This window comes from Streptomyces niveus (assembly GCF_001723055.1).
Taxonomy (GTDB): domain Bacteria; phylum Actinomycetota; class Actinomycetes; order Streptomycetales; family Streptomycetaceae; genus Streptomyces; species Streptomyces niveus.
Map to the genome: position 1 here is coordinate 1 of NZ_MDCR01000168.1, position 20,085 is coordinate 20,085.

A 20,085-nucleotide genomic window follows, 5' to 3' on the forward strand; every position below is an offset into this window, starting at 1 on the left:
CGAGATCGCGGCGGCGGCCGGGGTCGCGCGGCGGACGTTCTTCCGGCACTTCCGCTCCAAGGAAGAGGCGATCTTCCCCGACCACGACGACACCCTCGTCCGCGCGGAGGCCGTCCTCCAGGCGGCGCCCGCGCACGAGCATCCGCTCGACACGGTGTGCCGGGGCATCAAGGAAGTCATGCGGATGTACGCGGCCCAGCCGACCCTGTCGGTGGCGCGCTACCAGCTCACCCGCGAGGTGCCGACGCTGCGCGAGGCCGAGATCGCCTCGGTGGCCCGCTACGAACGGCTCTTCACCCGTTATCTGCTGGGCCACTTCGACGAGCACGACCACACCGACGGCAACGACGACCCGCTGCTCGCCGAGGTGGCCGCGTCCGCCGTCGTCACCGCGCACAACCATGTGCTGCGGCGCTGGCTGCGCGCGGACGGGCAGGGCGACGTGGAGACCCAGTTGGACCACGCGTTCGCGATCGTCCGCGACATCTACGGCTCGGGCATCGGCGCGGGCCGGACCATGGGCGGCGGCGAGCGGCCGGCGGCCTCGGTGAGCACCAGCGGCGAGGTCCTGGTGGCGGTGGCCCGGACGGACGCGCCGCTGGACGAGGTCATGCGCACGATCAAGCAGGCGCTGAAGGACGCGTAGGCCGTCCGCGCGCACGCCTGTGGCGACGCGCCCCCACATGCCTGAGGTGACACGCCTCCGCTGAGACGTATCGCCACCAAAGCGCCACCTAAGGTGACATTTCACCTCACAGAGTGGACTGCTGGTGCTCATGCGTGCCTCACGGATGACAACTGAGACAGATTCTTGGCACGCAGTGCCTTGTCCAATGACATCGCGTGCCATACGTTGGAGATGTCCGGGCGGCCGGCGTACCGAGACCTCTCGTACGCCGACTGTCCCCGCGAGCCCCCCGGCCCGCGTGCCCGGACGCCTGCGTCACAGGCACTTCGCACGCCCACCCGGCGTCGCCCCGCACCCGCACGCGCCGAACCGACGGCACACCTCCCTCGCACCACGCGCACAGCGCAGCCCTTCGTCCCATCCCTCAGGGACCTGTTCAGCGTTCCCGCAACACGCTTCGCCGGAGGCCACACCGTGAAGGACATCCTGGACGCCATCCTGTCGCCGGACAGTACGTCCGCCGACTTCGCCGCACTCCCCCTGCCCGACTCGTACCGCGCGGTGACCGTGCACAAGGACGAGACCGAGATGTTCGCCGGTCTCGACTCCCACGAGAAGGACCCGCGCAAGTCTCTCCACATCGACGACGTGCCGGTGCCCGAACTCGGGCCCGGCGAGGCCCTGGTGGCCGTGATGGCCAGCTCGGTCAACTACAACTCCGTCTGGACCTCGATCTTCGAGCCGATGTCGACCTTCGGCTTTCTGGAGCGCTACGGCAGGCTCAGCGAGCTGACCCGGCGTCATGACCTGCCCTACCACGTGATCGGCTCCGACCTGGCGGGCGTCGTCCTGCGCACCGGACCCGGCGTCAACACCTGGCATCCCGGGGACGAGGTCGTCGCGCACTGTCTCTCCGTCGAACTGGAGAGTTCCGACGGGCACAACGACACGATGCTCGACCCCGAGCAGCGCATCTGGGGCTTCGAGACCAACTTCGGCGGTCTGGCCGAGATCGCGCTCGTCAAGTCCAACCAGCTGATGCCCAAGGCCGCGCACCTGTCGTGGGAGGAGGCGGCGGCGCCCGGCCTGGTCAACTCCACCGCGTACCGCCAGCTGGTGTCGCGCAACGGCGCCGGGATGAAGCAGGGTGACAACGTGCTGATCTGGGGGGCGAGCGGCGGACTCGGCTCGTACGCCACCCAGTTCGCGCTCGCCGGCGGCGCCAACCCGGTCTGTGTGGTCTCCAGCGACCACAAGGCGGAGATCTGCCGGCGCATGGGCGCCGAGGCGATCATCGACCGCACCGCGGACGACTACCGGTTCTGGCGCGACGAGCACCACCAGGACCCGCGCGAGTGGAAGCGGTTCGGCAAGCGCATCCGCGAGCTGACCGGCGGCGAGGACGTCGACATCGTCTTCGAGCACCCGGGCCGCGAGACCTTCGGCGCCAGCGTGTACGTCACCCGCAAGGGCGGCACGATCGTCACGTGCGCCTCGACGTCCGGCTACACGCACGAGTACGACAACCGCTATCTGTGGATGTCGCTGAAGCGCATCATCGGCTCGCACTTCGCCAACTACCGCGAGGCGTGGGAGGCCAACCGGCTCGTCGCCAAGGGAAAGATCCACCCCACCCTGTCGAAGGTGTACGCCCTGGAGGAGACCGGCCAGGCCGCGTACGACGTGCACAGCAACCGGCACCAGGGCAAGGTCGGCGTCCTCGCGCTGGCCCCCCGCGAGGGTATGGGCGTCAGCGACCCGGGGACCCGCGCACAGCACGTCGACGCCATCAACCGCTTCCGGGACGTGTGACATGCCGGAACCGGAAGCGGGCGACAGGCCCGCCAAGGACCGGCCGTGGCTCATGCGGACGTACGCCGGTCATTCGACCGCCGAGGCGTCCAACGCGCTGTACCGGAACAATCTCGCCAAGGGCCAGACCGGTCTCTCCGTCGCCTTCGACCTGCCGACGCAGACGGGTTACGACCCCGACCACGTCCTCGCGCGCGGCGAGGTCGGCCGGGTCGGGGTTCCCGTCTCCCATCTCGGGGACATGCGGCGGCTGCTGAAGGACATCCCGCTGGAGCGGATGAACACCTCGATGACCATCAACGCCACGGCCATGTGGCTGCTGGCGCTCTACCAGGTGGTCGCCGAGGAACAGGGCGCGGACCGCGACCTGTTGCAGGGGACGACGCAGAACGACATCGTGAAGGAGTATCTGTCGCGCGGGACGCATGTCTTCCCGCCGGTGCCGTCCATGCGGCTGACCACCGACATGATCACGTACACGGTGGCGCACATCCCCCGGTGGAATCCGATCAACATCTGCAGCTACCACCTCCAGGAGGCGGGGGCGACCCCGGTCCAGGAGATCGCGTACGCGATGTCGACGGCGATCGCGGTGCTGGACGCGGTGCGTGACAGCGGACAGGTGCCGCCGGAGCGGTTCGGCGATGTCGTGGGCCGTATCTCGTTCTTCGTGAACGCCGGGGTGCGTTTCGTCGAGGAGATGTGCAAGATGCGCGCCTTCGGCCGGATCTGGGACCAGGTCACCCGCGAGCGGTACGGCGTGACGAACGAGAAGCAGCGGCGCTTCCGCTACGGCGTCCAGGTCAACTCCCTGGGTCTGACGGAGGCGCAGCCGGAGAACAACGTGCAGCGCATCGTCCTGGAGATGCTGGGCGTGACGCTCTCCAAGGACGCGCGGGCGCGCGCCGTACAACTCCCGGCCTGGAACGAGGCGTTGGGGCTGCCCCGGCCGTGGGACCAGCAGTGGTCGCTGCGGATACAGCAGGTACTCGCCCTGGAGAGCGACCTGTTGGAGTACGAGGACATCTTCGCCGGGTCGCACGTCGTGGAGGCGAAGGTGGCGTCCCTCGTCGCGGACTCGCTGGCGGAGATGGAGCGGATCGAGGACATGGGCGGTGTACTGGCCGCCGTCGAGTCCGGCTATCTGAAGTCGCGGCTGGTGTCCTCGCACGCCGAGCACCGGGCGCGTATCGAGTCGGGCGAGGAGAAGATCGTCGGGGTCAACTGCTTCGAGTCGACCGAGCCCAATCCGCTGACCGCCGATCTGGACACCGCGATCATGACGGTCGATCCGGCGAACGAGGCACGGGTGGTGGCCGCGCTGCACGAGTGGCGGGCGGGCCGTGACGAGGCGCGGGCGAGCGCGTCGCTGGCCGCCCTGAAGAAGACCGCGGCCGGCACCGAGAATCTGATGGCGGCGACCGTGGAGTGCGCGCGGGCCGGGGTGACGACCGGTGAGTGGTCCTTCGCGCTGCGGGACGTCTTCGGCGAGTTCCGGGCCCCGACGGGGGTGGGCGGCGCACCGGTCGCGGTCGCCGCCGAGGCGGGGACGCCGCTGGCGGCCGTACGGGAGAAGGTGAACCGGACGGCCGCCGAACTGGGCTCGGGGCGGCTGCGGCTGCTGGTGGGCAAGCCGGGGCTGGACGGGCACTCCAACGGGGCCGAGCAGATCGCCGTACGGGCGCGGGACGCCGGGTTCGAGGTGGTCTACCAGGGCATCAGGCTGACGCCCGAACAGATCGTGAACGCCGCCGTCGCCGAGGACGTGCACTGCGTCGGTCTGTCGATCCTGTCCGGCTCGCACGCCGCGCTGGTGCCGGACGTGCTGGGGCGGCTGCGCGAGGCGGGTGCCGGGGACCTGCCGGTGATCGTCGGCGGGATCATCCCGAGCGCGGACGCCGAGGCGCTGCGGGCCGCCGGAGTGGCCGCCGTGTTCACCCCGAAGGACTTCGGGATCACCGAGATCATCGGCCGTATCGTCGACGAGATCCGTCACGCGAACAAGCTCGAACCCCTGGACCCGGACCCCCTGGAGGTCTCCCCATGACCAGCACCGAATCCCGCCGCGACAGGCTCCGGCCGAGGCGCTCGTGCCTGGCCGTCCCCGGCTCGAACCCGCGCTTCCTGGAGAAGGCCCAGGGGCTCCCCGCCGACCAGGTCTTCCTCGACCTGGAGGACGCCTGCGCGCCGCTCGCCAAGGAGGGCGCCAGGCACACCATCGTCGACGCGCTCAACAAGGGTGACTGGACGGGCAAGACGCGGGTCGTACGCGTCAACGACTGGACGACGCACTGGACGTACCGCGACGTGATCACGGTCGTGGAGGGCGCGGGCCACAATCTGGACTGCGTGATGCTGCCCAAGGTGCAGGACGCGCAGCAGGTGGTGACGCTCGATCTGCTGCTCACCCAGATCGAGAAGACGATGGGCTTCGAGGTCGGCCGGATCGGTATCGAGGCGCAGATCGAGAACGCCAAGGGCCTGGTGAACGTGGACGAGATCGCGGCATCGTCGCCGCGTCTCGAGACGATCGTGTTCGGCCCGGCCGACTTCATGGCGTCGATCAACATGAAGACCCTGGTGGTCGGGCAGCAGCCGCCCGGTTACGGCGCGGACGCCTACCACTACATCCTGATGCGGATCCTGATGGCGGCCCGTACGCACGATCTCCAGGCGATCGACGGGCCGTTCCTCCAGATCCGGGACGTCGACGCGTTCCGCGAGGTCGCCGGCCGGGCCGCCGCGCTCGGGTTCGACGGCAAGTGGGTGCTGCACCCGGGCCAGATCGACGCGGCGAACGAGATCTTCTCGCCGTCGCAGGAGGACTACGACCACGCGGAGCTGATCCTCGACGCGTACGACTACGCGACGTCCGAGGCGGGCGGCAAGAAGGGCTCCGCGATGCTCGGCGACGAGATGATCGACGAGGCGAGCCGCAAGATGGCGCTGGTCGTCTCCGGCAAGGGGCGGGCCGCCGGTCTGCGCCGTACCTCCGTGTTCGAAGCCCCGGAGGCGTGAGCGATGCGATTCGGGCGCACCTTCGAGGAGTTCGAGGTCGGCGCGGTCTACAAGCACTGGCCGGGCAAGACCGTCACCGAGTACGACGACCACCTGTTCTGTCTGCTCACCATGAACCACCACCCGCTGCATCTCGACGCCAACTACGCGGGAAGCACGACCGACTTCGGCAGGAACGTGGTGGTGGGGAACTACATCTACTCGCTGCTGCTGGGCATGTCGGTGCCCGACGTCTCCGGCAAGGCCATCGCCAATCTGGAGGTCGAGTCGCTGAAGCACATCGCGCCGACCTTCCACGGCGACACGCTGTACGGCGAGACGACGGTCCTGGACAAGACGCCGTCGCGGTCCAAGGACGACCGCGGGGTCGTGCACGTGGAGACCAGGGGCTACAAGCAGGACGGCACCGTCGTGTGTGTGTTCCGCCGCAAGGTGATGGTGCCGACCGCCGCCTACATCGAGCGGCGCGGCGGTGAACAGCCCGGCCGTCCCGAGCCGATGCCCACGACGAAGGAGATCTGACCCATGAGCCGTCTCGCCCAGACCGCGGACCTGACCGACGTCCAGCGGGAGATCCTGTCCACCGTACGGGACTTCGTCGACAAAGAGATCCTGCCGGTGGCCACGGAGCTGGAGCACCGCGACGAGTATCCGACCCGGATCGTCGAAGGGCTCAAGGAACTCGGCCTGTTCGGGCTGATGATCCCCGAGGAGTACGGCGGTCTGGGCGAGTCGCTGCTCACGTACGCGCTCTGCGTGGAGGAGATCGCGCGCGGCTGGATGTCCGTGTCGGGCATCGTCAACACGCATTTCATCGTGGCGTACATGCTCAAGCAGCACGGCACCCAGGAACAGAAGGACACCTTCCTGCCGCGCATGGCGGCCGGCGAGGTGCGTGGCGCGTTCTCGATGTCGGAGCCGGGGCTCGGCTCGGACGTGTCGGCGATCACGTCGAAGGGCGTCAGGGAGGGCGACGAATTCGTCCTGGACGGTCAGAAGATGTGGCTGACGAACGGCGGCACGTCCACGCTCGTCGCCGTTCTGTGCCGCAGTGACGAAGGACACCCGGAGGGCACGGCACCCCATAAGTCGATGACCACGTTCCTGGTCGAGAAGGAGCCCGGCTTCGGTGAGGTGCGGCCCGGTCTCACCATCCCCGGCAAGATCGACAAGATGGGCTACAAGGGCGTCGACACCACCGAGTTGATCATGCACGGACTACGCATTCCGGCCAATCGGGTCCTCGGCGGCACCACCGGCCGAGGGTTTTACCAAATGATGGACGGCGTGGAGGTCGGCCGCGTGAACGTCGCGGCGCGTGGCTGTGGCGTCGCACAACGTGCGTTCGAGCTGGGTGTCTCGTACGCCCAGCAGCGGGAAACTTTCGGGAAACCGATCGCCCAGCATCAGGCGATCCAATTCAAACTGGCTGAAATGGCCACCAAGGTCGAAGCAGCTCATGCGATGATGGTCAACGCGGCACGCAAAAAGGACTCCGGGGAACGAAACGACCTGGAGGCAGGGATGGCGAAGTACCTCGCCTCCGAATACTGCAAGGAAGTCGTCGAGGACGCCTTCCGTATCCACGGCGGTTACGGCTTCTCCAAGGAGTACGAGATCGAGCGTCTCTACCGTGAGGCGCCGATGCTGCTGATCGGCGAGGGTACCGCCGAGATCCAGAAAATGATCATTGGTCGCCGGTTGCTGGAGGAGTACCGATTCCAGGGCTGATCACGGCCTATCGTCCCATTTGACCGCCCACGACATCACACCGCGTCATCGTCTTCCGGCCGCCGACTCGGCTTCTGCATTGCCCAGTTGCACCCGGCAACCGATACCATCGACGGAAAGCCGCCGTCCCCGTTGCCCGTGCGGCATCATCCGCTACGAAGGTCATTCATGCCCCACAGCCAAACCTCCGCACCTCGCGGCAGCGTCCGCCTCGCGCGCGGAGCCTCGCCGTGGCTTCTGCCGACCGTCGCCACCGCAGCACTCAGCCTGCTCCGTGCGCGCAGCTCGAAGCGCGCCGCCGTCGTCGCCGTGCCCGCCACCGCTCTCGCGGCGGGCATGCTGTGGTTCTTCCGCGACCCCGAGCGAGAGATCACGCAGGGCCGGGTCATCTCACCGGCCGACGGAGTGGTGCAGAGCATCATGCCGTGGAAGGACGGACGCACCCGCGTCGCGATCTTCATGAGCCCGCTGAACGTCCACGTCAACCGCGCCCCGCTCGCGGGCACGGTGACGTCGGTGGAGCACATCCCCGGCGGTTTCGTCCCCGCGTTCAACAAGGAGAGCGAGAACAACGAGCGCGTTGTCTGGCACTTCGACACCGAGCTCGGTGACATCGAGATGGTGCAGATCGCCGGCGCCGTGGCCCGGCGGATCGTGCCGTACGTACCGCAGGGGACCAAGCTGGAGCAAGGCGAGCGCATCGGCCTGATCCGTTTCGGCTCGCGCGTCGACATCTACCTTCCGGAAGGTGTCGACGTCGCTGTCGAGGTCGGTCAGGCCACGACCGCAGGGGTGACTCGAATTGACCGTGATTGATCCCGACACCCAGGCCGGCTGGGCGGCGGAGGCCGAGGAGGAAGAAGAGGACGACGCCGAAGACATGCCGCTCTCCATGCGGCTGTCGATAGCGGACACCCTCACCCTCGGCAACGCCACCTGCGGCTTCATGGCCGTGTACTTCTCCACGACCGGCATCCTGATCCCCCATCTCCAGGGCAGCGAAGAGTCCGGTATGGCGCGGCACTCCGCGGCCACCGCCGTGATCCTCATGCTGTGCGCGGCGGTCTTCGACCTGTTCGACGGCCTCGTGGCGCGCAAGCTCCGCAGCTCCCCGATGGGTGCCGAGCTGGACAACCTCTCCGACCTGATCAGCTTCGGGCTGGCGCCCGCGTACTTCGTGCTCGTCTACGGCATGGTCGCCGACGACGCGCATCAGCGGGTGTCGGCGCTGGCGGCGGTCGTGGTACTGCTGGCGGTGGTCCTGCGGCTCGCGAGATTCTCCTGCGTGACGCTGAAGGACGGCATGTTCCAGGGCATGCCGAGCCCCTTCGGCGCGCTCACGGTCGTCTCCATCGTGCTGCTGGAGCTTCCCTTCGTACCGACGCTGCTCGCCATCATCGGCGTGGCGTGGCTGATGGTGAGCCGGGTCGAGTATCCGAAGCCGCGGGGTGTCCTCGCGGTGGCGATGCTCGGCTGGATCGTGGCCGCGATGGGGCTGCTGGCGGCCTGGGCGTTCGACGCGCCGGGTGGGCAGCTGCTGCTCCAGACCGGCTGTGCGCTCCAGGTGGTGACGGGCGCGGTGATCCCGCTCTTCGCCACGGCGCGGCGAGTGAACACCTTCCGTGACAACCGGCGCGAGGCGCGGGCGGCGCAGCTGCCGTAGCGGCTGGATCGTGATCGTGGGAAGGGCCCGGACGCCTGAGGCGTCCGGGCCCTTTCCTGTGCCGGACCGGTGGGTCGTGGGCCGGTCAGCCGCCGAAGGTGAACGACTGCGCGGGCTCCGCCACCCGCGCCTCCTGGACGACCTTCAGACCGCCCGGCACCTTCGAGTCCGGCTTCATGATCACGGACTCACGGGTGGAGGGGGCCGCCGGGTCCGAGAAGTCGTGGGTGATCCCGAAGCCGGTGGAGAACGCGTCAAGCCCCAGCAGCGCCTTGTCGATCCCCTCCCGGGTGAGGTCCTTGTTCTCGCACGCCGTCTTCAGCAGCTCGCCGTAGAGCGAGGCGGCCGTCCAGCCGGACACGACGCCGTTGTCGAGCACGTCGTCCGGGTAGGCCGCCGCGTACTCGGTGGCCAGCTTCTTGGGCGCCGGCTCGGCCGAGCCGATGGGCAGGGTGGACGAGGCGATGTAGTAGTCCTTCATCAGCGCCGGGCCCGCCGCGGTGGCGAGGAGCTGCGGGGCGAACGCCGAGTTGTTGCCGACGATCGGCACATTGAATCCGCCGGCCGCCGCCACACCCACCAGGGAGGCCGCCTGGCGCGGCCCAGCGCTCAGTACGACGGCTTTGACACCGGCCTTCTTCAAGGCGGCGACCTGCGCGGACATGTCGTTGTCGGTCGGCTTGATCTTCTGCTCGACGACGGTGAGGCCCGCCTGCTCCGCCGCGTACTCGGAGCCGACGAGGGCGTTCTCGCCGTAGTCGCCCTCGAAGTAGACATGGCCGATCTTGTCGCCCTTGGTGATGCGCTTGTTGGTGAGGAGGTAGTCGATCGCGTTGACGGTCTCGATGTCGTACGTGGCGCCGACCACCCGCACGTACGGGCTGCCGAGCAGATTGGCCGACCACGCCTGCGGCAGCACCAGGCCCTTGTCCTGGCCGTCGATGCGCTTCTCGACGGCGGCGACGAACGGCGAGCCGATGAACTGGGCGAAGCCGAGCACGTCCGGCTCCAGCTCCGTGTAGGCGGCGACGGCCTTCTGCGGGTCGTAGCCGTGGTCGCGTACGGTCAGCTCGACCGTACGGCCGCAGATACCGCCCGCCTTGTTCGTCTGGTCCGCCCACAGCTGCTGGGCCTGGGTGACGCTCTTGCCGAGCGAGGCGTAGACGCCCGTCATGTCGGTGAGCACACCGAGCGAGATCGTCTTGTCGCTCACGCCCTGCCCGGTCTTCACTCCCCCGGCTGCCCCGTCGGAGTCCTTGCCGTCCCCCTCGGTGGCCTTGCCGCTGCACCCCGCGAGTGCGAGGGCGAGGACGACCAGCAGAGCCGCGCCGGTCCTCGGCGCGTTCGTACGACGTGCGCGTCGCTTCATGACTTCTCCCCTGAGAACCGTCGAACCGTCGGAACTGACAGGCGGGTGAGTCCGCCGGGCAGGAAGAGCACCACCGCGACGATCGCGGCGCCGTACAGATAGCGGGACGCCTCGCCCGGTGTGACGCCGCCCCCGCCCGGGTCGGCGACCAGCGGGAGCGAGTCGCTGTAGTGGGTGAGGAGCTGCGGCAGCAGGGCGACGAAGGCCGCGCCCACGACGGCGCCCGCGACCGTGCCGAGGCCGCCGATGACGATCATGGCGAGATATTCGAGGGCCAGGATCATGCCGAAGTAGTCGGGCACGGTCCGCTGGAAGATCAGCGCGATCAGTACGCCGGCCAGTCCCGCGTACATCGAGGACAGGACGAACACGGCGGCCCGGTAGCGGGCGACCGGCACGCCCATCACCCCGGCGGCGATGCGGTGGTCGCGGATCGCGTTCATGGCCCGGCCCGGTCGGCCGCGCAGCACACCGCGCGCGAAGAGGCCGCCGACGAGGAGGGCGGACAGACCCACGTACCAGAGCTTCTCGGACGAACCGAAGGGGACGGCGGCGATCACGGTCTCGGTGTCGTCGAAGTCGAAGCCGAAGAGGGACAGCACGGGGACGTCGCGGCCGTTGAAGCCGCCGGTCAGGTCGCCGGCGTTGAACAGGACATGCTGCCCGATGAAGATCAGGGCGAGGGTCGCGATACCGAGATAGGCGCCGCGCAGCCGGCCGGCGATGGGACTGAAGAGACCGCCCGCCGCGCCCGCGAGGAGTACGGCGAGGACCGCCGCGAGCCAGGTGGGCAGGCCGAGCCCGGTGAGGTGCCGGCCGTTCTCCTCGCCGCTCTCCCCCGCCAGGACGCAGTAGCCGTAGGCGCCGACGGCGAGGAAGAAGGAGTGGCCCATGGAGAGCTGGCCGGTGGCGCCGGTGAGGAGATTGAGGCCGATGGCGCCGATGGCGGCGGCCATGGCGAAGAGTCCGGCCTGGAGCCAGAAGCGGTCGAGGTAGAAGGGGAGGGCGAGGAGCAGGAGGGAGCCGGCGAGCCAGGCGTAGGCGCGAAATTGCCGGGGAGTCCGGGTCGGATCAGACACGGGCCAGCTCCTTCGTGCCGAAGAGCCCGGCGGGCCGGATGAGCAGCACCACGACCATCACGAGATACGGCGCGAGGTCACCGAAGCCGCGGCCCAGGAAGGTCAGATCGCTCTGGTAGCCGGTCGCGAAGGACTCCGTGACTCCCACGATCAGTCCCCCGGCGAGCGCCCCGGTCGTGGAGTCGAGTCCGCCGAGTATCGCGGCGGGGAATGCCTTCAGCGCGGCGAGGGAGGTGGCGCGCTCCAGGCCGGGGGTCGGGAAGACCGTGAGGAACAGCGCGGCGACGGCGGCGAGCGAGCCCGCGACCGCCCAGGCGGAGAGCGAGACCCGGCCGAGGCGCACGCCCATCAGCGCGGCGGTCTGCGGATTCTCGGCCGCCGCGCGCATCGCGACGCCCCAGGTGGTGTGGCGGAAGGCGAGCAGGAAGGCGGTGATCAGGAGCGCGGCGGCGAGGAAGGCGGCGACGCGGGTCTGGGCGATGGTGATGTCCCCGATGGTGAGGAGCTTGTCGCCCCACGGGTCGCCGAGCGCGAGGACGTCGGTGCCGATGCGGCGGGTGAGTTCGGTGGTGAGGAGGATGTCGACGCCGATGGTGACGATGGCGAGGACGCTGTGGTCGGAGCCCCGGTAGCGGCGCATGACGGTGTACTCGACGGCCGATCCGACGACGGCGGCGCCCGCGATGCCGACGGCGAGGGCGGGCCAGAAGCCGATGTCGTCGTGGAGTACGGCGGTGACATAGCCGCCCGCGAGGAGGAGCGAGGCGTGGGCGAAGTTGACGACCTCGGTGGCTTTGAAGATGACGACGAAGCCGAGCGCGATGAGGGCGTAGACGGAGCCCATCGAGAGCCCGCCGAGGAGGAGTTCGACGAAGGTGGTCATGGGGTGGCCTCCTCGGCGGCGTTGTCGGTTTCCTGGCCCAGATACGCGCGGACCACGGCCGGATCGCTCTGCACCTGGGCGGGCGTACCGCCGGCGATCCGGCGTCCGAAGTCGAGTACGGTCACGGCGTCGGCGAGCCGCATGACCACCCCCATGTCGTGTTCGACCAGCACGATCGAGATGCCGAGGCTGTCGCGTACACCGGCCACGACGGCGGCCGTCCGGCGCCGCTCGTCGGCCGTCATCCCGGCGACGGGTTCGTCCAGGAGCAGCACCCTGGGCTCCATGCACAGGGCGCGGCCCAGCTCGACGAGCTTCTGTTTGCCGTACGGGAGGGCTCCCGCCGGCCGGTCCAGGTCGTCGGCCAGCCCCACGAACTCGGCCACCTCGCGGACCCTGGCCCGGTGCCGGCGCTCCTCGCGGGCGGCGGACGGCAGACGGAGCCCGGTGGCGAGGAAGCCGGCGCGGGTGAGGCGGTGGCGGCCGAGCAGCATGCTGTCGGCGACGGTGGCGTGCGGCGGGAGCGCCAGGTTCTGGAAGGTGCGGGCGACGCCGAGCGCGGCGACGCGGTGCGGGGCGAGGCCGGTGAGTTCGGTGGCGCCGAGGCGGACGCTGCCGGAGTCGGCGCGCAGGAGCCCGAGCAGGACGCGGATGGTGGTGGACTTGCCGGCGCCGTTGGGGCCGAGGAAGCCGTGGACCTCGCCGGAGTCGACGGTGAGGTCGAGGCCGTCCAGCGCGTGTGTCCGGCCGAACGACTTGTGCAGTCCGGCGACGGTGATTGCCTTCGTCATGGTTCTGAACGTACGCTTTTTTCAGAAACTTGTGAAGTTAAGGAAGCGTATAAAAGGGCTCGATAGACTCGCGTCAGGCGTAGACGGGACCGGGAGTGCCCGGCCCGTAGAGACGCGTACAGAGAACAGAGACTGAGGTCAGCGCATGAGTGAGCGGCGGGAAGACGGCCGTGCCGGAGGCGACAGCCGCGACGGAGCCCACGACGAAGAGGCGGCGGCCGTCTCGGAGTTCGTCGAACGCTTCGCGGCCCAACTCGTCGAGGCCGGTATGACGCGCATGCCCGCCAGGGTCTTCGCCGCGCTGCTCGCCTCCAAGGAGGGCGTCATGAGCTCCGCCGAACTCGGCGCCCAGCTTCAGGTCAGCCCGGCCGCGGTGTCCGGCGCGATCCGCTATCTCGCCCAGGTCGACATGGTCAGCCGCGAACGCGAACCGGGCTCACGCCGCGAGCGCTACCGCGTGCAGGGCAACCAGTGGTACGAGACGCTGACCAGCCGCGACTCGGTGCTGCGACGCTGGCAGATCACCCTGCGCGAGGGAGTCGAGCAGTTCGGGATCGACACCCCGCAGGGGCGCCGGATCAACGAGACGCTGGAGTTCTTCAACTTCGTGGAGCACGAACTGGCGGCGATGATGGAACGCTGGGCGAAGCACAAGGCGGAACACCTCGGCCCCTGAGGCCGCGACCCGCCACGCCAGGTGCCCCCGGCCCACGCCAGGTGCCCCCGGCCCACGACGACCCCCTCACGCCTGGGCGCCGGCGGCCTCCGCCGGCAGGGTCAGCCCCCACGCCCCCGCCCGCAGCGTCCACGTCCGTGTCCGCACCGGCCCCGTCACCGCCGCGTCCGCCCGGTAGCGGAAGTCCGCGCCCGAGACCGTCACCGACAGCGCGCTGGCGGTGACGGTCTCGGGTGAGGCGTGTCTGCGCACCACGACCTCCGCCCGGCCGCCCCGCGAGCACACCGTCACGGCCTCGACCGGCTCGTCCAGATCGCTCAGCACGACCCCGTCCGCCTCCACCCGCAGCCGCTGCGGATGCCCGGTGAGCAGGTGCGGCACGGGCTTGACCAGCGTCCGGACCAGGGAGCGGCAGGCGTGCCACACCGACGGGCCGCCCGGCCCGCCGGCGCGGCCCCCGGCCGACGGCAGCGCCGGGATCCGCAGATCGCCCAGCACCACCCCGTCGCTGTCGTCGACGAGCAGATCCAGCCGCCGTACGACCCCGTCGAGCACCGCCCGCGCCGCCGCGACGGCGCCCGTGGGCACCCCGAGCGAGCGCGCCAGCTCGACCGACACCCCGACCGGCACCAGCGACAGCACGCCCGCGGAGAGGTCCCGTTCGCGGTGCAGCAGGGCCACCGTCCGCAGCAGGGCGCGGTCGTCGCCGATCACCACGGGCCGTCTCGCGCCTCTGCGGGCGAGCACCCGGGCGAACTCGGCGGGTCCGTCGGGCAGGCAGATTTTCGCGGTCGCGCCCGCGCTCAGCACATCTTTCGCGATGCGCACGGATTCGCCGTCGGTCCGGCGGGCGACCGGGTCGATGACCACCAGAAGCTGTTGCGCACCGTTCTCGGCGGGCTCTGGAGCCGACACCTCGGTCCTTCCTCGGGTAGCATCCTTGTGCAAGAGCCCCTTGCGCTATTGCGCCAGGGGCTTGGTCTATTCCGGGGCAACCGGTTCGACGGCTCAGGCTTCGTCGTACGTTGGACATGCCCCGCCCGGAAGGGGTGTACGCCTGTGCCCGCACTTGTGCTGCTCGGTGCTCAGTGGGGTGACGAGGGCAAGGGAAAGGCCACCGACCTGCTCGGTGGTTCCGTGGACTATGTGGTGCGCTACCAAGGTGGCAACAACGCCGGCCACACGGTCGTCGTCGGCGACCAGAAATACGCGCTGCATCTCCTCCCTTCCGGCATCCTCTCGCCCGAATGCACGCCGGTGATCGGCAACGGCGTCGTCATCGACCCGGCGGTCCTGTTCTCCGAGCTGAGTGGGCTGAACGACCGGGGCGTCGACACGTCGAAGCTGCTGATCAGCGGTAACGCCCATCTGATCACCTCGTACCACACCACGATGGACAAGGTGACGGAACGGTTCCTCGGTTCCCGGAAGATCGGCACCACGGGCCGTGGCATCGGTCCGACGTACGCCGACAAGATCAACCGGGTCGGTATCCGCGTCCAGGACCTCTACGACGAGTCGATCCTGACCCAGAAGGTCGACGCGGCGCTGGACTTCAAGAACCAGATCCTCGCCAAGCTCTACAACCGGCGGGCCATAGAGGCCGGGAAGATCGTCGAGGAGCTGCTGGTCTACGCGGACAAGCTGCGTCCGTACGTCAGCGACACCACCCTCGTCCTCAACGACGCGATCGACGCCGGAAAGGTCGTCCTCTTCGAGGGCGGCCAGGGCACGCTCCTGGACGTCGACCACGGCACGTATCCCTTCGTGACCTCGTCCAACCCGACGGCGGGCGGCGCCTGTACGGGCTCCGGTGTCGGCCCGACGAAGATCAGCCGGGTCATCGGCATCCTCAAGGCGTACACGACCCGCGTCGGCGCGGGCCCGTTCCCCACCGAGCTGCTCGACGCGGACGGCGAGGCGCTGCGCCGCATCGGCGGCGAGCGGGGTGTCACGACGGGCCGCGACCGCCGCTGCGGCTGGTTCGACGCGGTGATCGCACGCTACGCGACCCGGGTCAACGGCCTCACCGACTTCTTCCTCACCAAGCTGGACGTGCTGACCGGCTGGGAGCGGATCCCGGTGTGCGTGGCGTACGACATCGACGGCAAGCGCGTCGAGGAACTGCCCTACAGCCAGAGCGACTTCCACCACGCGACGCCGATCTACGAGTACCTGCCGGGCTGGACGGAGGACATCAGCAAGGCGAAGACCTTCGACGATCTGCCGAAGAACGCGCGGGACTACGTGAAGGCGCTGGAGGAGATGTCGGGCGCGCCGATTTCCGCGATCGGCGTCGGCCCGGGCCGTACGGAGACGATCCAGATCAACTCCTTCCTGTAGCAGGCCCGTTCGGCTCCGCCCCGGGCGCTCTCCCGCCCCCGGGGCGGAGCCATCTGCTAGAACATCGGTGGACGCCGGCACGCCGCACCATCGACGGGGGACGGACACCGATGCTCGGTGAGCTTCACGAACGGTCACCACGCCGGATCGGGCCTTACCGCCTCCTCGCCCGCCTCGGCGCCGGCGGCATGGGCGAGGTGTTCCTGGGCGCCGACACCCGCCCCTCCCCGCACGCCGCGAGCGGACCCCCGTCGCTCGCCGCCGTGAAGGTCGTACGCGCCGATCTGCTCGACGCCGCCGGCGACGACGCCTTCCGTGACCGCTTCCGCCGTGAGATAGCGACGGCCCGCGCGGTCGAAGGCCGGTTCACCGCACGGCTGTTGGCCGGTGACGCGGACGCGCCCGCGCCCTGGCTCGCCACCGAGTACGTCGCGGGCCCGACGCTCGACCGCGCCGTACGGGAGTGCGGCCCGCTGCCTGCCGAGACCGTACGGAGCCTGGGTCTCGCCCTCGTACGGGCGCTGCGCGGCATCCACCACGCGCGGGTCCTGCACCGTGACCTGAAGCCCGCGAACGTCCTGCTCGGCGCCGGAGGACCGCGCGTCATCGACTTCGGCATCGCCCGTGACTTCGGCGCGAGCACCCTGACGGCGACCGGCGCCATGGTCGGGTCGCCGGGCTACATGTCGCCCGAGCATGTGCTGGGCGGGCGCCATGTGGTGTCCGCTTCCGACGTCTTCTCGCTGGCGTCCGTGCTCTGTTACGCGGCGACGGGCGAAGGCCCCTTCGGTACGGGCCCGGTGGCGGCCGTGCTGTACCGGGTCTCGCAGGCCGAGGCCCAACTCGACGCCGTGCCCGACGAGTTACGCGCCCTGATCGAGGACTGTCTGCGGCCCGACCCGTCGGCGCGCCCGGACGTGATCGCGCTGGAGACGCGTCTGCGGGACGCGGGCGCGTCGGACCACATCGTCTGGCCGGACGGCATACGGTCCCAAGTCGCCCGGTACGAGGGTGCCCTGGCCGACGCCGTACGGGCCGCCGGGCCCGTCGCCGGGCGGCTGCCGACCATGCCGGGCGCGTCCCCCGTACACAGCGCGCAGACGGTCACCGGCCCGCCGCGCGCGCCTCAGCGGCCACCGGCCCCGCCCCGTCGGCGCACCGCGACCGTCCTCGCGGTCGTCGCCGCCGCGCTCACCCTCGGCGCGCTGGGCGCCTTCGCCGTCCGCGCGCTCCAGGACGACCCGGCTCCCGGCACCCCCGCCCCCGAGGCCGGACCGCAGGCCGCCCTCGTCGGACTCGACGAGCACGGCGTCAACCGGGGCCGCCACTTCCCGGTGGATCCGGCCGCCCGCCCGGACGACTGGCGCGCGTGGACGGCGAAGCTGAGCGGCCGGCCCTGGGACTGCGCGCTGACCAGCGACATCCTGGTGTGCCGGATGTTCTACGGCGGTCTGGAGGCGGTCGGCGCCGCGGACGGCGAACCGCGCTGGAAGGCCCCGTCGGCGGTGCCCGGCGAGGAGCCGGGGATGGGCGCGTCGAGTGGGATGTATCTGCCCGGCGACGCCGGCAACCCCGCGATCCACGGCGACCTGGTCGTCTCGGCCGAGGCGGGCATGGTGCGCGCCCGGTCCCTCAAGGACGGAAAGGTGCGCTGGGAGCGGGAGTTGGCGGCCGAGGGCACGGTGCGGCTGTCGAACGAGGGCGACGCGCTGGCCGCCGACGGCGTCGCCTTCTTCACCACCCGCGGCGAGGGCACCCAGGTGCACGCCTTCGACGTCGCCACCGGCGAACCGCTGTGGAAGCGCGCCCTGTCGACGTATGTCGGGGCGGAGGCGGCGTACGGCGGGTTCGGCTCCACGGCCTTCGCGGGCGGACGTCTCATCGCGTCGACGGACGGCGGACTGACCGGGTTCGACGCGCGTACGGGCAAGCCGACCCCGTACACCGTGCCGGACGGCGCGGCGGGTGGGTCCGGCGGCGACTGCGTGAGTGTGCGCGTGCGCAGCGGCGAGGTGCTGTGCGGGATCGAGGGCGGCGGCAGCGTGGCGCTGGACGCGTCGACGCTGCTCCCGTTGGAACTCGGGTCACGGGACGAGCCGCGCCCCGAGCGGCCCGAGGAACTGGTGGCGGTCGGGATGACCGAGTACCGGCTCGCCCCCGACGCCAAGAACACCCGGATGGAACTGACCGAACTCGGCGGCGGAGTCGACGCCGCGCCCCGCACGGTCGGCACTTTCCCGCCCGCCCCGCGGGACGGGCAGTATCTGCGGTCCGAGGCGTCCGTGGTCGGCTCCACGGCTGTCTTCCTGGACAACGAGTTCCTCTACACGCTCCCGGTGTCGGGGAACGCGCCGGAGGGGACGCGGTCACGGATCGAGGGCGCACCCGGCAACCGGGCCACCAGCGGCCTCGGGGAGGGCATCGACGCGTCCGTCTGGGAGCCGGAGTTGATCTCGGTCGGCGGGGTGGTGTTCCTGATGTTCCACGACGGGACGGTGCGTTCCATGGAACTGCCGGGGCTGTCCGGCGAGTGACAGTGAACAACTGGCCGTTTGTGAGGAGTTGACGCCGTGCTGCGCCCACTGGACGCTTTCACCCCTGCCGCGATCGGTCCCTTCCGGCTGATCGCCGGGCTCGGCTCGGGCGGTATGGGTACGGTCCATCTCGCGCTCCCGCCCGGCGGCGGCCCGCACGATCTGGTCGCGCTCAAGACGACCCGTCAGGATCTGTCGTTCCAGGAGGAGTTCAGGCTCCGCTTCCGCCGGGAGGCGGAGTCCGCGCGAGCGGTGCGCAGCCCGTACGTCGCCGCGCTCGTCGACGCCGACCCGGCCGCCGAGCGGCCCTGGCTGGCGACCGAGTATGTCGTGGGCCCGTCGCTGGACGAGGCGGTGGACCGCTCCGGACCGCTGTCGGTCGCCGCCGTACGGGAGTTGGGCGCGGACCTGACGCGCGGCCTGTCGGCCGTGCACGGCGCGCGGCTGGTGCACCGCGACCTGAAGCCGGGCAACGTCATCCTCGGTACGGCGGGCCCGCGCCTGATCGACTTCGGTATCGCCCAGGCGTACGACACGACCGCGCTCACGGCGACGGGCGTCATGGTCGGCTCACCGGGCTTCATGTCGCCGGAGCATGTGGCGGCGGACCGCAGCGTGACGGCGGCGTCCGACGTGTTCTGTCTCGGGGCGGTGCTGTGCTTCGCGGCGACCGGCCAAGGGCCATTCCACGACAGCGAGTTGGCGGCGGTCGTGAACCGGATCGCGCGGGGCGGGGCCGATCTGTCGCGGGTTCCGGAGGAGTTGCGGGAGGTGATCGCCTCCTGTCTGCGTACGGATCCCGGACAGCGCCCCACGACGGGCGAGTTGCTGCGAACGCTGGACCCGGAGGGGGCCGCCGCCGCGCGTCCGGGCGTGGCGCCGCCGCCGCGCGAGGGAGCCTTTCCGTGGCCGGAGGGCGTACGGCGGCAGATAGGTGAGTACGAGGTCGCGGTTGGCCGCGCCCTGCTGGCGCCGGTACCGGGGCCCCCAGTAGTCGCGCCGCCGGTCCGTGCGCGGGGCAACCGGCTGGGATGGGCGATCGGTGTCGGCGCGGCGGCCGTGGTGGGTTCGGTGGCGGCGGTCCTGTTCGCGACGTGGGGCGACGGTTCGGGCAACGACTCCGCCGATGGAACGGATAAGGGCGGTTCGTCCGAGCGCCCGGCGCCCGCCGCTGTGACCGTCACCAGCCAGATGAGCGACTTCGGCCCGGCCGCCACGGACCGCGCGAAGGCCCCCGACGGCTGGTCACCCTGGTCCCAGCCGCCCCAGGAGCCCGGCGAACCACGGGGCTGCGCGCTCAACGGCACCACGCTCGTCTGCTCGTACGTCCGGGGCGAGTGGCGCTACCAGGAGCGGGCGGAGGTCTGGCTGGAGGCCCGCGACGCCTCCGACGGCACCCCCAAGTGGCGCTATCCCGCGAAGGGCACGGTGCCGGGCGAGGCCACCTTCGGCCAGGTCGAGATGGACGCGGAGCGCGTGTACACGCTGTCCCCGGACGGCGACGGCTTCACGGTGCTGGACATCGCGGACGGCAAGCTCGTCGCCCGGCTGTCCGGTG

Annotated in this window: 17 protein-coding genes and 1 pseudogene; 12 read left to right on the forward strand and 6 right to left on the reverse strand. The window is 70.3% G+C overall.

Features of this window, described 5'->3' with window-relative positions:
- The 8 genes from BHU15_RS20555 to pssA all read left to right on the forward strand — a co-directional run.
- On the forward strand, nucleotides 1-646 hold a 646-nt coding region (locus tag BHU15_RS20555; RefSeq protein WP_069628542.1), incomplete at its 5' end, for a TetR family transcriptional regulator.
- Nucleotides 647-1,102: 456 nt separating this feature from the next.
- Nucleotides 1,103-2,440 (forward strand): crotonyl-CoA carboxylase/reductase, encoded by a 1,338-nt coding sequence (ccrA, locus tag BHU15_RS20560; protein ID WP_069628543.1) that lies wholly within the window; start codon nucleotides 1,103-1,105, stop codon nucleotides 2,438-2,440.
- Between the two features lies 1 nt (nucleotide 2,441).
- Nucleotides 2,442-4,487, forward strand: a complete 2,046-nt coding sequence (locus tag BHU15_RS20565) for a protein meaA (RefSeq protein WP_069628544.1) — start codon at nucleotides 2,442-2,444, stop codon at nucleotides 4,485-4,487.
- Nucleotides 4,484-5,458, forward strand: a complete 975-nt coding sequence (locus BHU15_RS20570; protein WP_023537475.1) for an HpcH/HpaI aldolase/citrate lyase family protein — start codon at nucleotides 4,484-4,486, stop codon at nucleotides 5,456-5,458. The genes BHU15_RS20565 and BHU15_RS20570 overlap by 4 nt, the downstream gene beginning before the upstream one ends.
- 3 nt (nucleotides 5,459-5,461) lie before the next feature.
- On the forward strand, nucleotides 5,462-5,980 hold the full coding sequence (locus BHU15_RS20575) for a MaoC family dehydratase (RefSeq protein WP_023537476.1): 519 nt from the start codon (nucleotides 5,462-5,464) through the stop codon (nucleotides 5,978-5,980).
- Nucleotides 5,981-5,983: 3 nt separating this feature from the next.
- Nucleotides 5,984-7,189 (forward strand): acyl-CoA dehydrogenase family protein, encoded by a 1,206-nt coding sequence (locus BHU15_RS20580; protein WP_069628545.1) that lies wholly within the window; start codon nucleotides 5,984-5,986, stop codon nucleotides 7,187-7,189.
- Between the two features lie 168 nt (nucleotides 7,190-7,357).
- Nucleotides 7,358-8,005 (forward strand): phosphatidylserine decarboxylase, encoded by a 648-nt coding sequence (locus tag BHU15_RS20585; protein WP_023537478.1) that lies wholly within the window; start codon nucleotides 7,358-7,360, stop codon nucleotides 8,003-8,005.
- On the forward strand, nucleotides 7,998-8,852 hold the full coding sequence (pssA, locus tag BHU15_RS20590; protein ID WP_023537479.1) for a CDP-diacylglycerol--serine O-phosphatidyltransferase: 855 nt from the start codon (nucleotides 7,998-8,000) through the stop codon (nucleotides 8,850-8,852). The genes BHU15_RS20585 and pssA overlap by 8 nt, the downstream gene beginning before the upstream one ends.
- A gap of 85 nt (nucleotides 8,853-8,937) precedes the next feature.
- Here pssA and BHU15_RS20595 read toward each other — a convergent pair whose 3' ends face one another.
- The 5 genes and pseudogenes from BHU15_RS20595 to BHU15_RS20610 all read right to left on the reverse strand — a co-directional run.
- Complete coding sequence (locus tag BHU15_RS20595) at nucleotides 8,938-10,221, reverse strand: ABC transporter substrate-binding protein (RefSeq protein WP_069628546.1); 1,284 nt, start codon at nucleotides 10,219-10,221, stop codon at nucleotides 8,938-8,940.
- The gene (locus tag BHU15_RS20600) at nucleotides 10,218-11,300 is read right to left on the reverse strand and encodes a branched-chain amino acid ABC transporter permease (RefSeq protein WP_069628547.1); all 1,083 of its coding nucleotides are present in this window, start codon (nucleotides 11,298-11,300) and stop codon (nucleotides 10,218-10,220) included. The genes BHU15_RS20595 and BHU15_RS20600 overlap by 4 nt, the downstream gene beginning before the upstream one ends.
- Entirely contained in the window at nucleotides 11,293-12,183 is an 891-nt protein-coding gene (locus BHU15_RS20605; protein ID WP_023537482.1) for a branched-chain amino acid ABC transporter permease, read from the reverse strand. Before BHU15_RS20605 ends, BHU15_RS20600 begins: the two co-directional genes overlap by 8 nt.
- On the reverse strand, nucleotides 12,180-12,470 hold the full coding sequence (locus BHU15_RS42300; protein WP_438284971.1) for an ABC transporter ATP-binding protein C-terminal domain-containing protein: 291 nt from the start codon (nucleotides 12,468-12,470) through the stop codon (nucleotides 12,180-12,182). Before BHU15_RS42300 ends, BHU15_RS20605 begins: the two co-directional genes overlap by 4 nt.
- A pseudogene (locus BHU15_RS20610) lies at nucleotides 12,444-12,974 on the reverse strand (ABC transporter ATP-binding protein); the annotation flags it as partial. The pseudogene BHU15_RS20610 and the gene BHU15_RS42300, both read right to left, overlap by 27 nt.
- A 145-nt stretch (nucleotides 12,975-13,119) precedes the next feature.
- Here BHU15_RS20610 and BHU15_RS20615 point away from each other — a divergent pair.
- A complete protein-coding gene (locus BHU15_RS20615) occupies nucleotides 13,120-13,650 on the forward strand; it encodes a GbsR/MarR family transcriptional regulator (protein ID WP_069628549.1) in 531 nt (176 codons plus the stop codon).
- Nucleotides 13,651-13,716: 66 nt separating this feature from the next.
- Here BHU15_RS20615 and BHU15_RS20620 read toward each other — a convergent pair whose 3' ends face one another.
- A complete protein-coding gene (locus BHU15_RS20620) occupies nucleotides 13,717-14,565 on the reverse strand; it encodes a diacylglycerol kinase family protein (protein WP_069628550.1) in 849 nt (282 codons plus the stop codon).
- A gap of 144 nt (nucleotides 14,566-14,709) precedes the next feature.
- On the opposite strand from BHU15_RS20620, the gene BHU15_RS20625 reads away from it, so the two are divergent.
- The 3 genes from BHU15_RS20625 to BHU15_RS39780 form a co-directional block, all read left to right on the forward strand.
- Nucleotides 14,710-15,993: an adenylosuccinate synthase gene (locus tag BHU15_RS20625; RefSeq protein WP_031230336.1), complete on the forward strand. Its 1,284-nt coding sequence runs from the start codon at nucleotides 14,710-14,712 to the stop codon at nucleotides 15,991-15,993.
- Between the two features lie 110 nt (nucleotides 15,994-16,103).
- Entirely contained in the window at nucleotides 16,104-18,527 is a 2,424-nt protein-coding gene (locus tag BHU15_RS20630; RefSeq protein ID WP_069628551.1) for a protein kinase domain-containing protein, read from the forward strand.
- 36 nt (nucleotides 18,528-18,563) lie between these two features.
- Nucleotides 18,564-20,085: serine/threonine-protein kinase (locus BHU15_RS39780; RefSeq protein ID WP_141726845.1), on the forward strand; the 1,522-nt coding region annotated here is incomplete at its 3' end.

Excerpts from the sequence above, each read along its gene's own strand:
- BHU15_RS20595 (WP_069628546.1), bottom strand. The coding sequence starts at position 10,221 with ATGAAGCGACGCGCACGTCGTACGAACGCGCCGAGGACCGGCGCGGCT.
- BHU15_RS42300 (WP_438284971.1), bottom strand. The coding sequence starts at position 12,470 with ATGGAGCCCAGGGTGCTGCTCCTGGACGAACCCGTCGCCGGGATGACG.
- BHU15_RS20570 (WP_023537475.1), top strand. The coding sequence starts at position 4,484 with ATGACCAGCACCGAATCCCGCCGCGACAGGCTCCGGCCGAGGCGCTCG.
- BHU15_RS20585 (WP_023537478.1), top strand. The coding sequence starts at position 7,358 with ATGCCCCACAGCCAAACCTCCGCACCTCGCGGCAGCGTCCGCCTCGCG.
- BHU15_RS20565 (WP_069628544.1), top strand. The coding sequence starts at position 2,442 with ATGCCGGAACCGGAAGCGGGCGACAGGCCCGCCAAGGACCGGCCGTGG.
- BHU15_RS20605 (WP_023537482.1), bottom strand. The coding sequence starts at position 12,183 with ATGACCACCTTCGTCGAACTCCTCCTCGGCGGGCTCTCGATGGGCTCC.
- BHU15_RS20575 (WP_023537476.1), top strand. The coding sequence starts at position 5,462 with ATGCGATTCGGGCGCACCTTCGAGGAGTTCGAGGTCGGCGCGGTCTAC.
- BHU15_RS20630 (WP_069628551.1), top strand. The coding sequence starts at position 16,104 with ATGCTCGGTGAGCTTCACGAACGGTCACCACGCCGGATCGGGCCTTAC.
- BHU15_RS20580 (WP_069628545.1), top strand. The coding sequence starts at position 5,984 with ATGAGCCGTCTCGCCCAGACCGCGGACCTGACCGACGTCCAGCGGGAG.
- BHU15_RS20615 (WP_069628549.1), top strand. The coding sequence starts at position 13,120 with ATGAGTGAGCGGCGGGAAGACGGCCGTGCCGGAGGCGACAGCCGCGAC.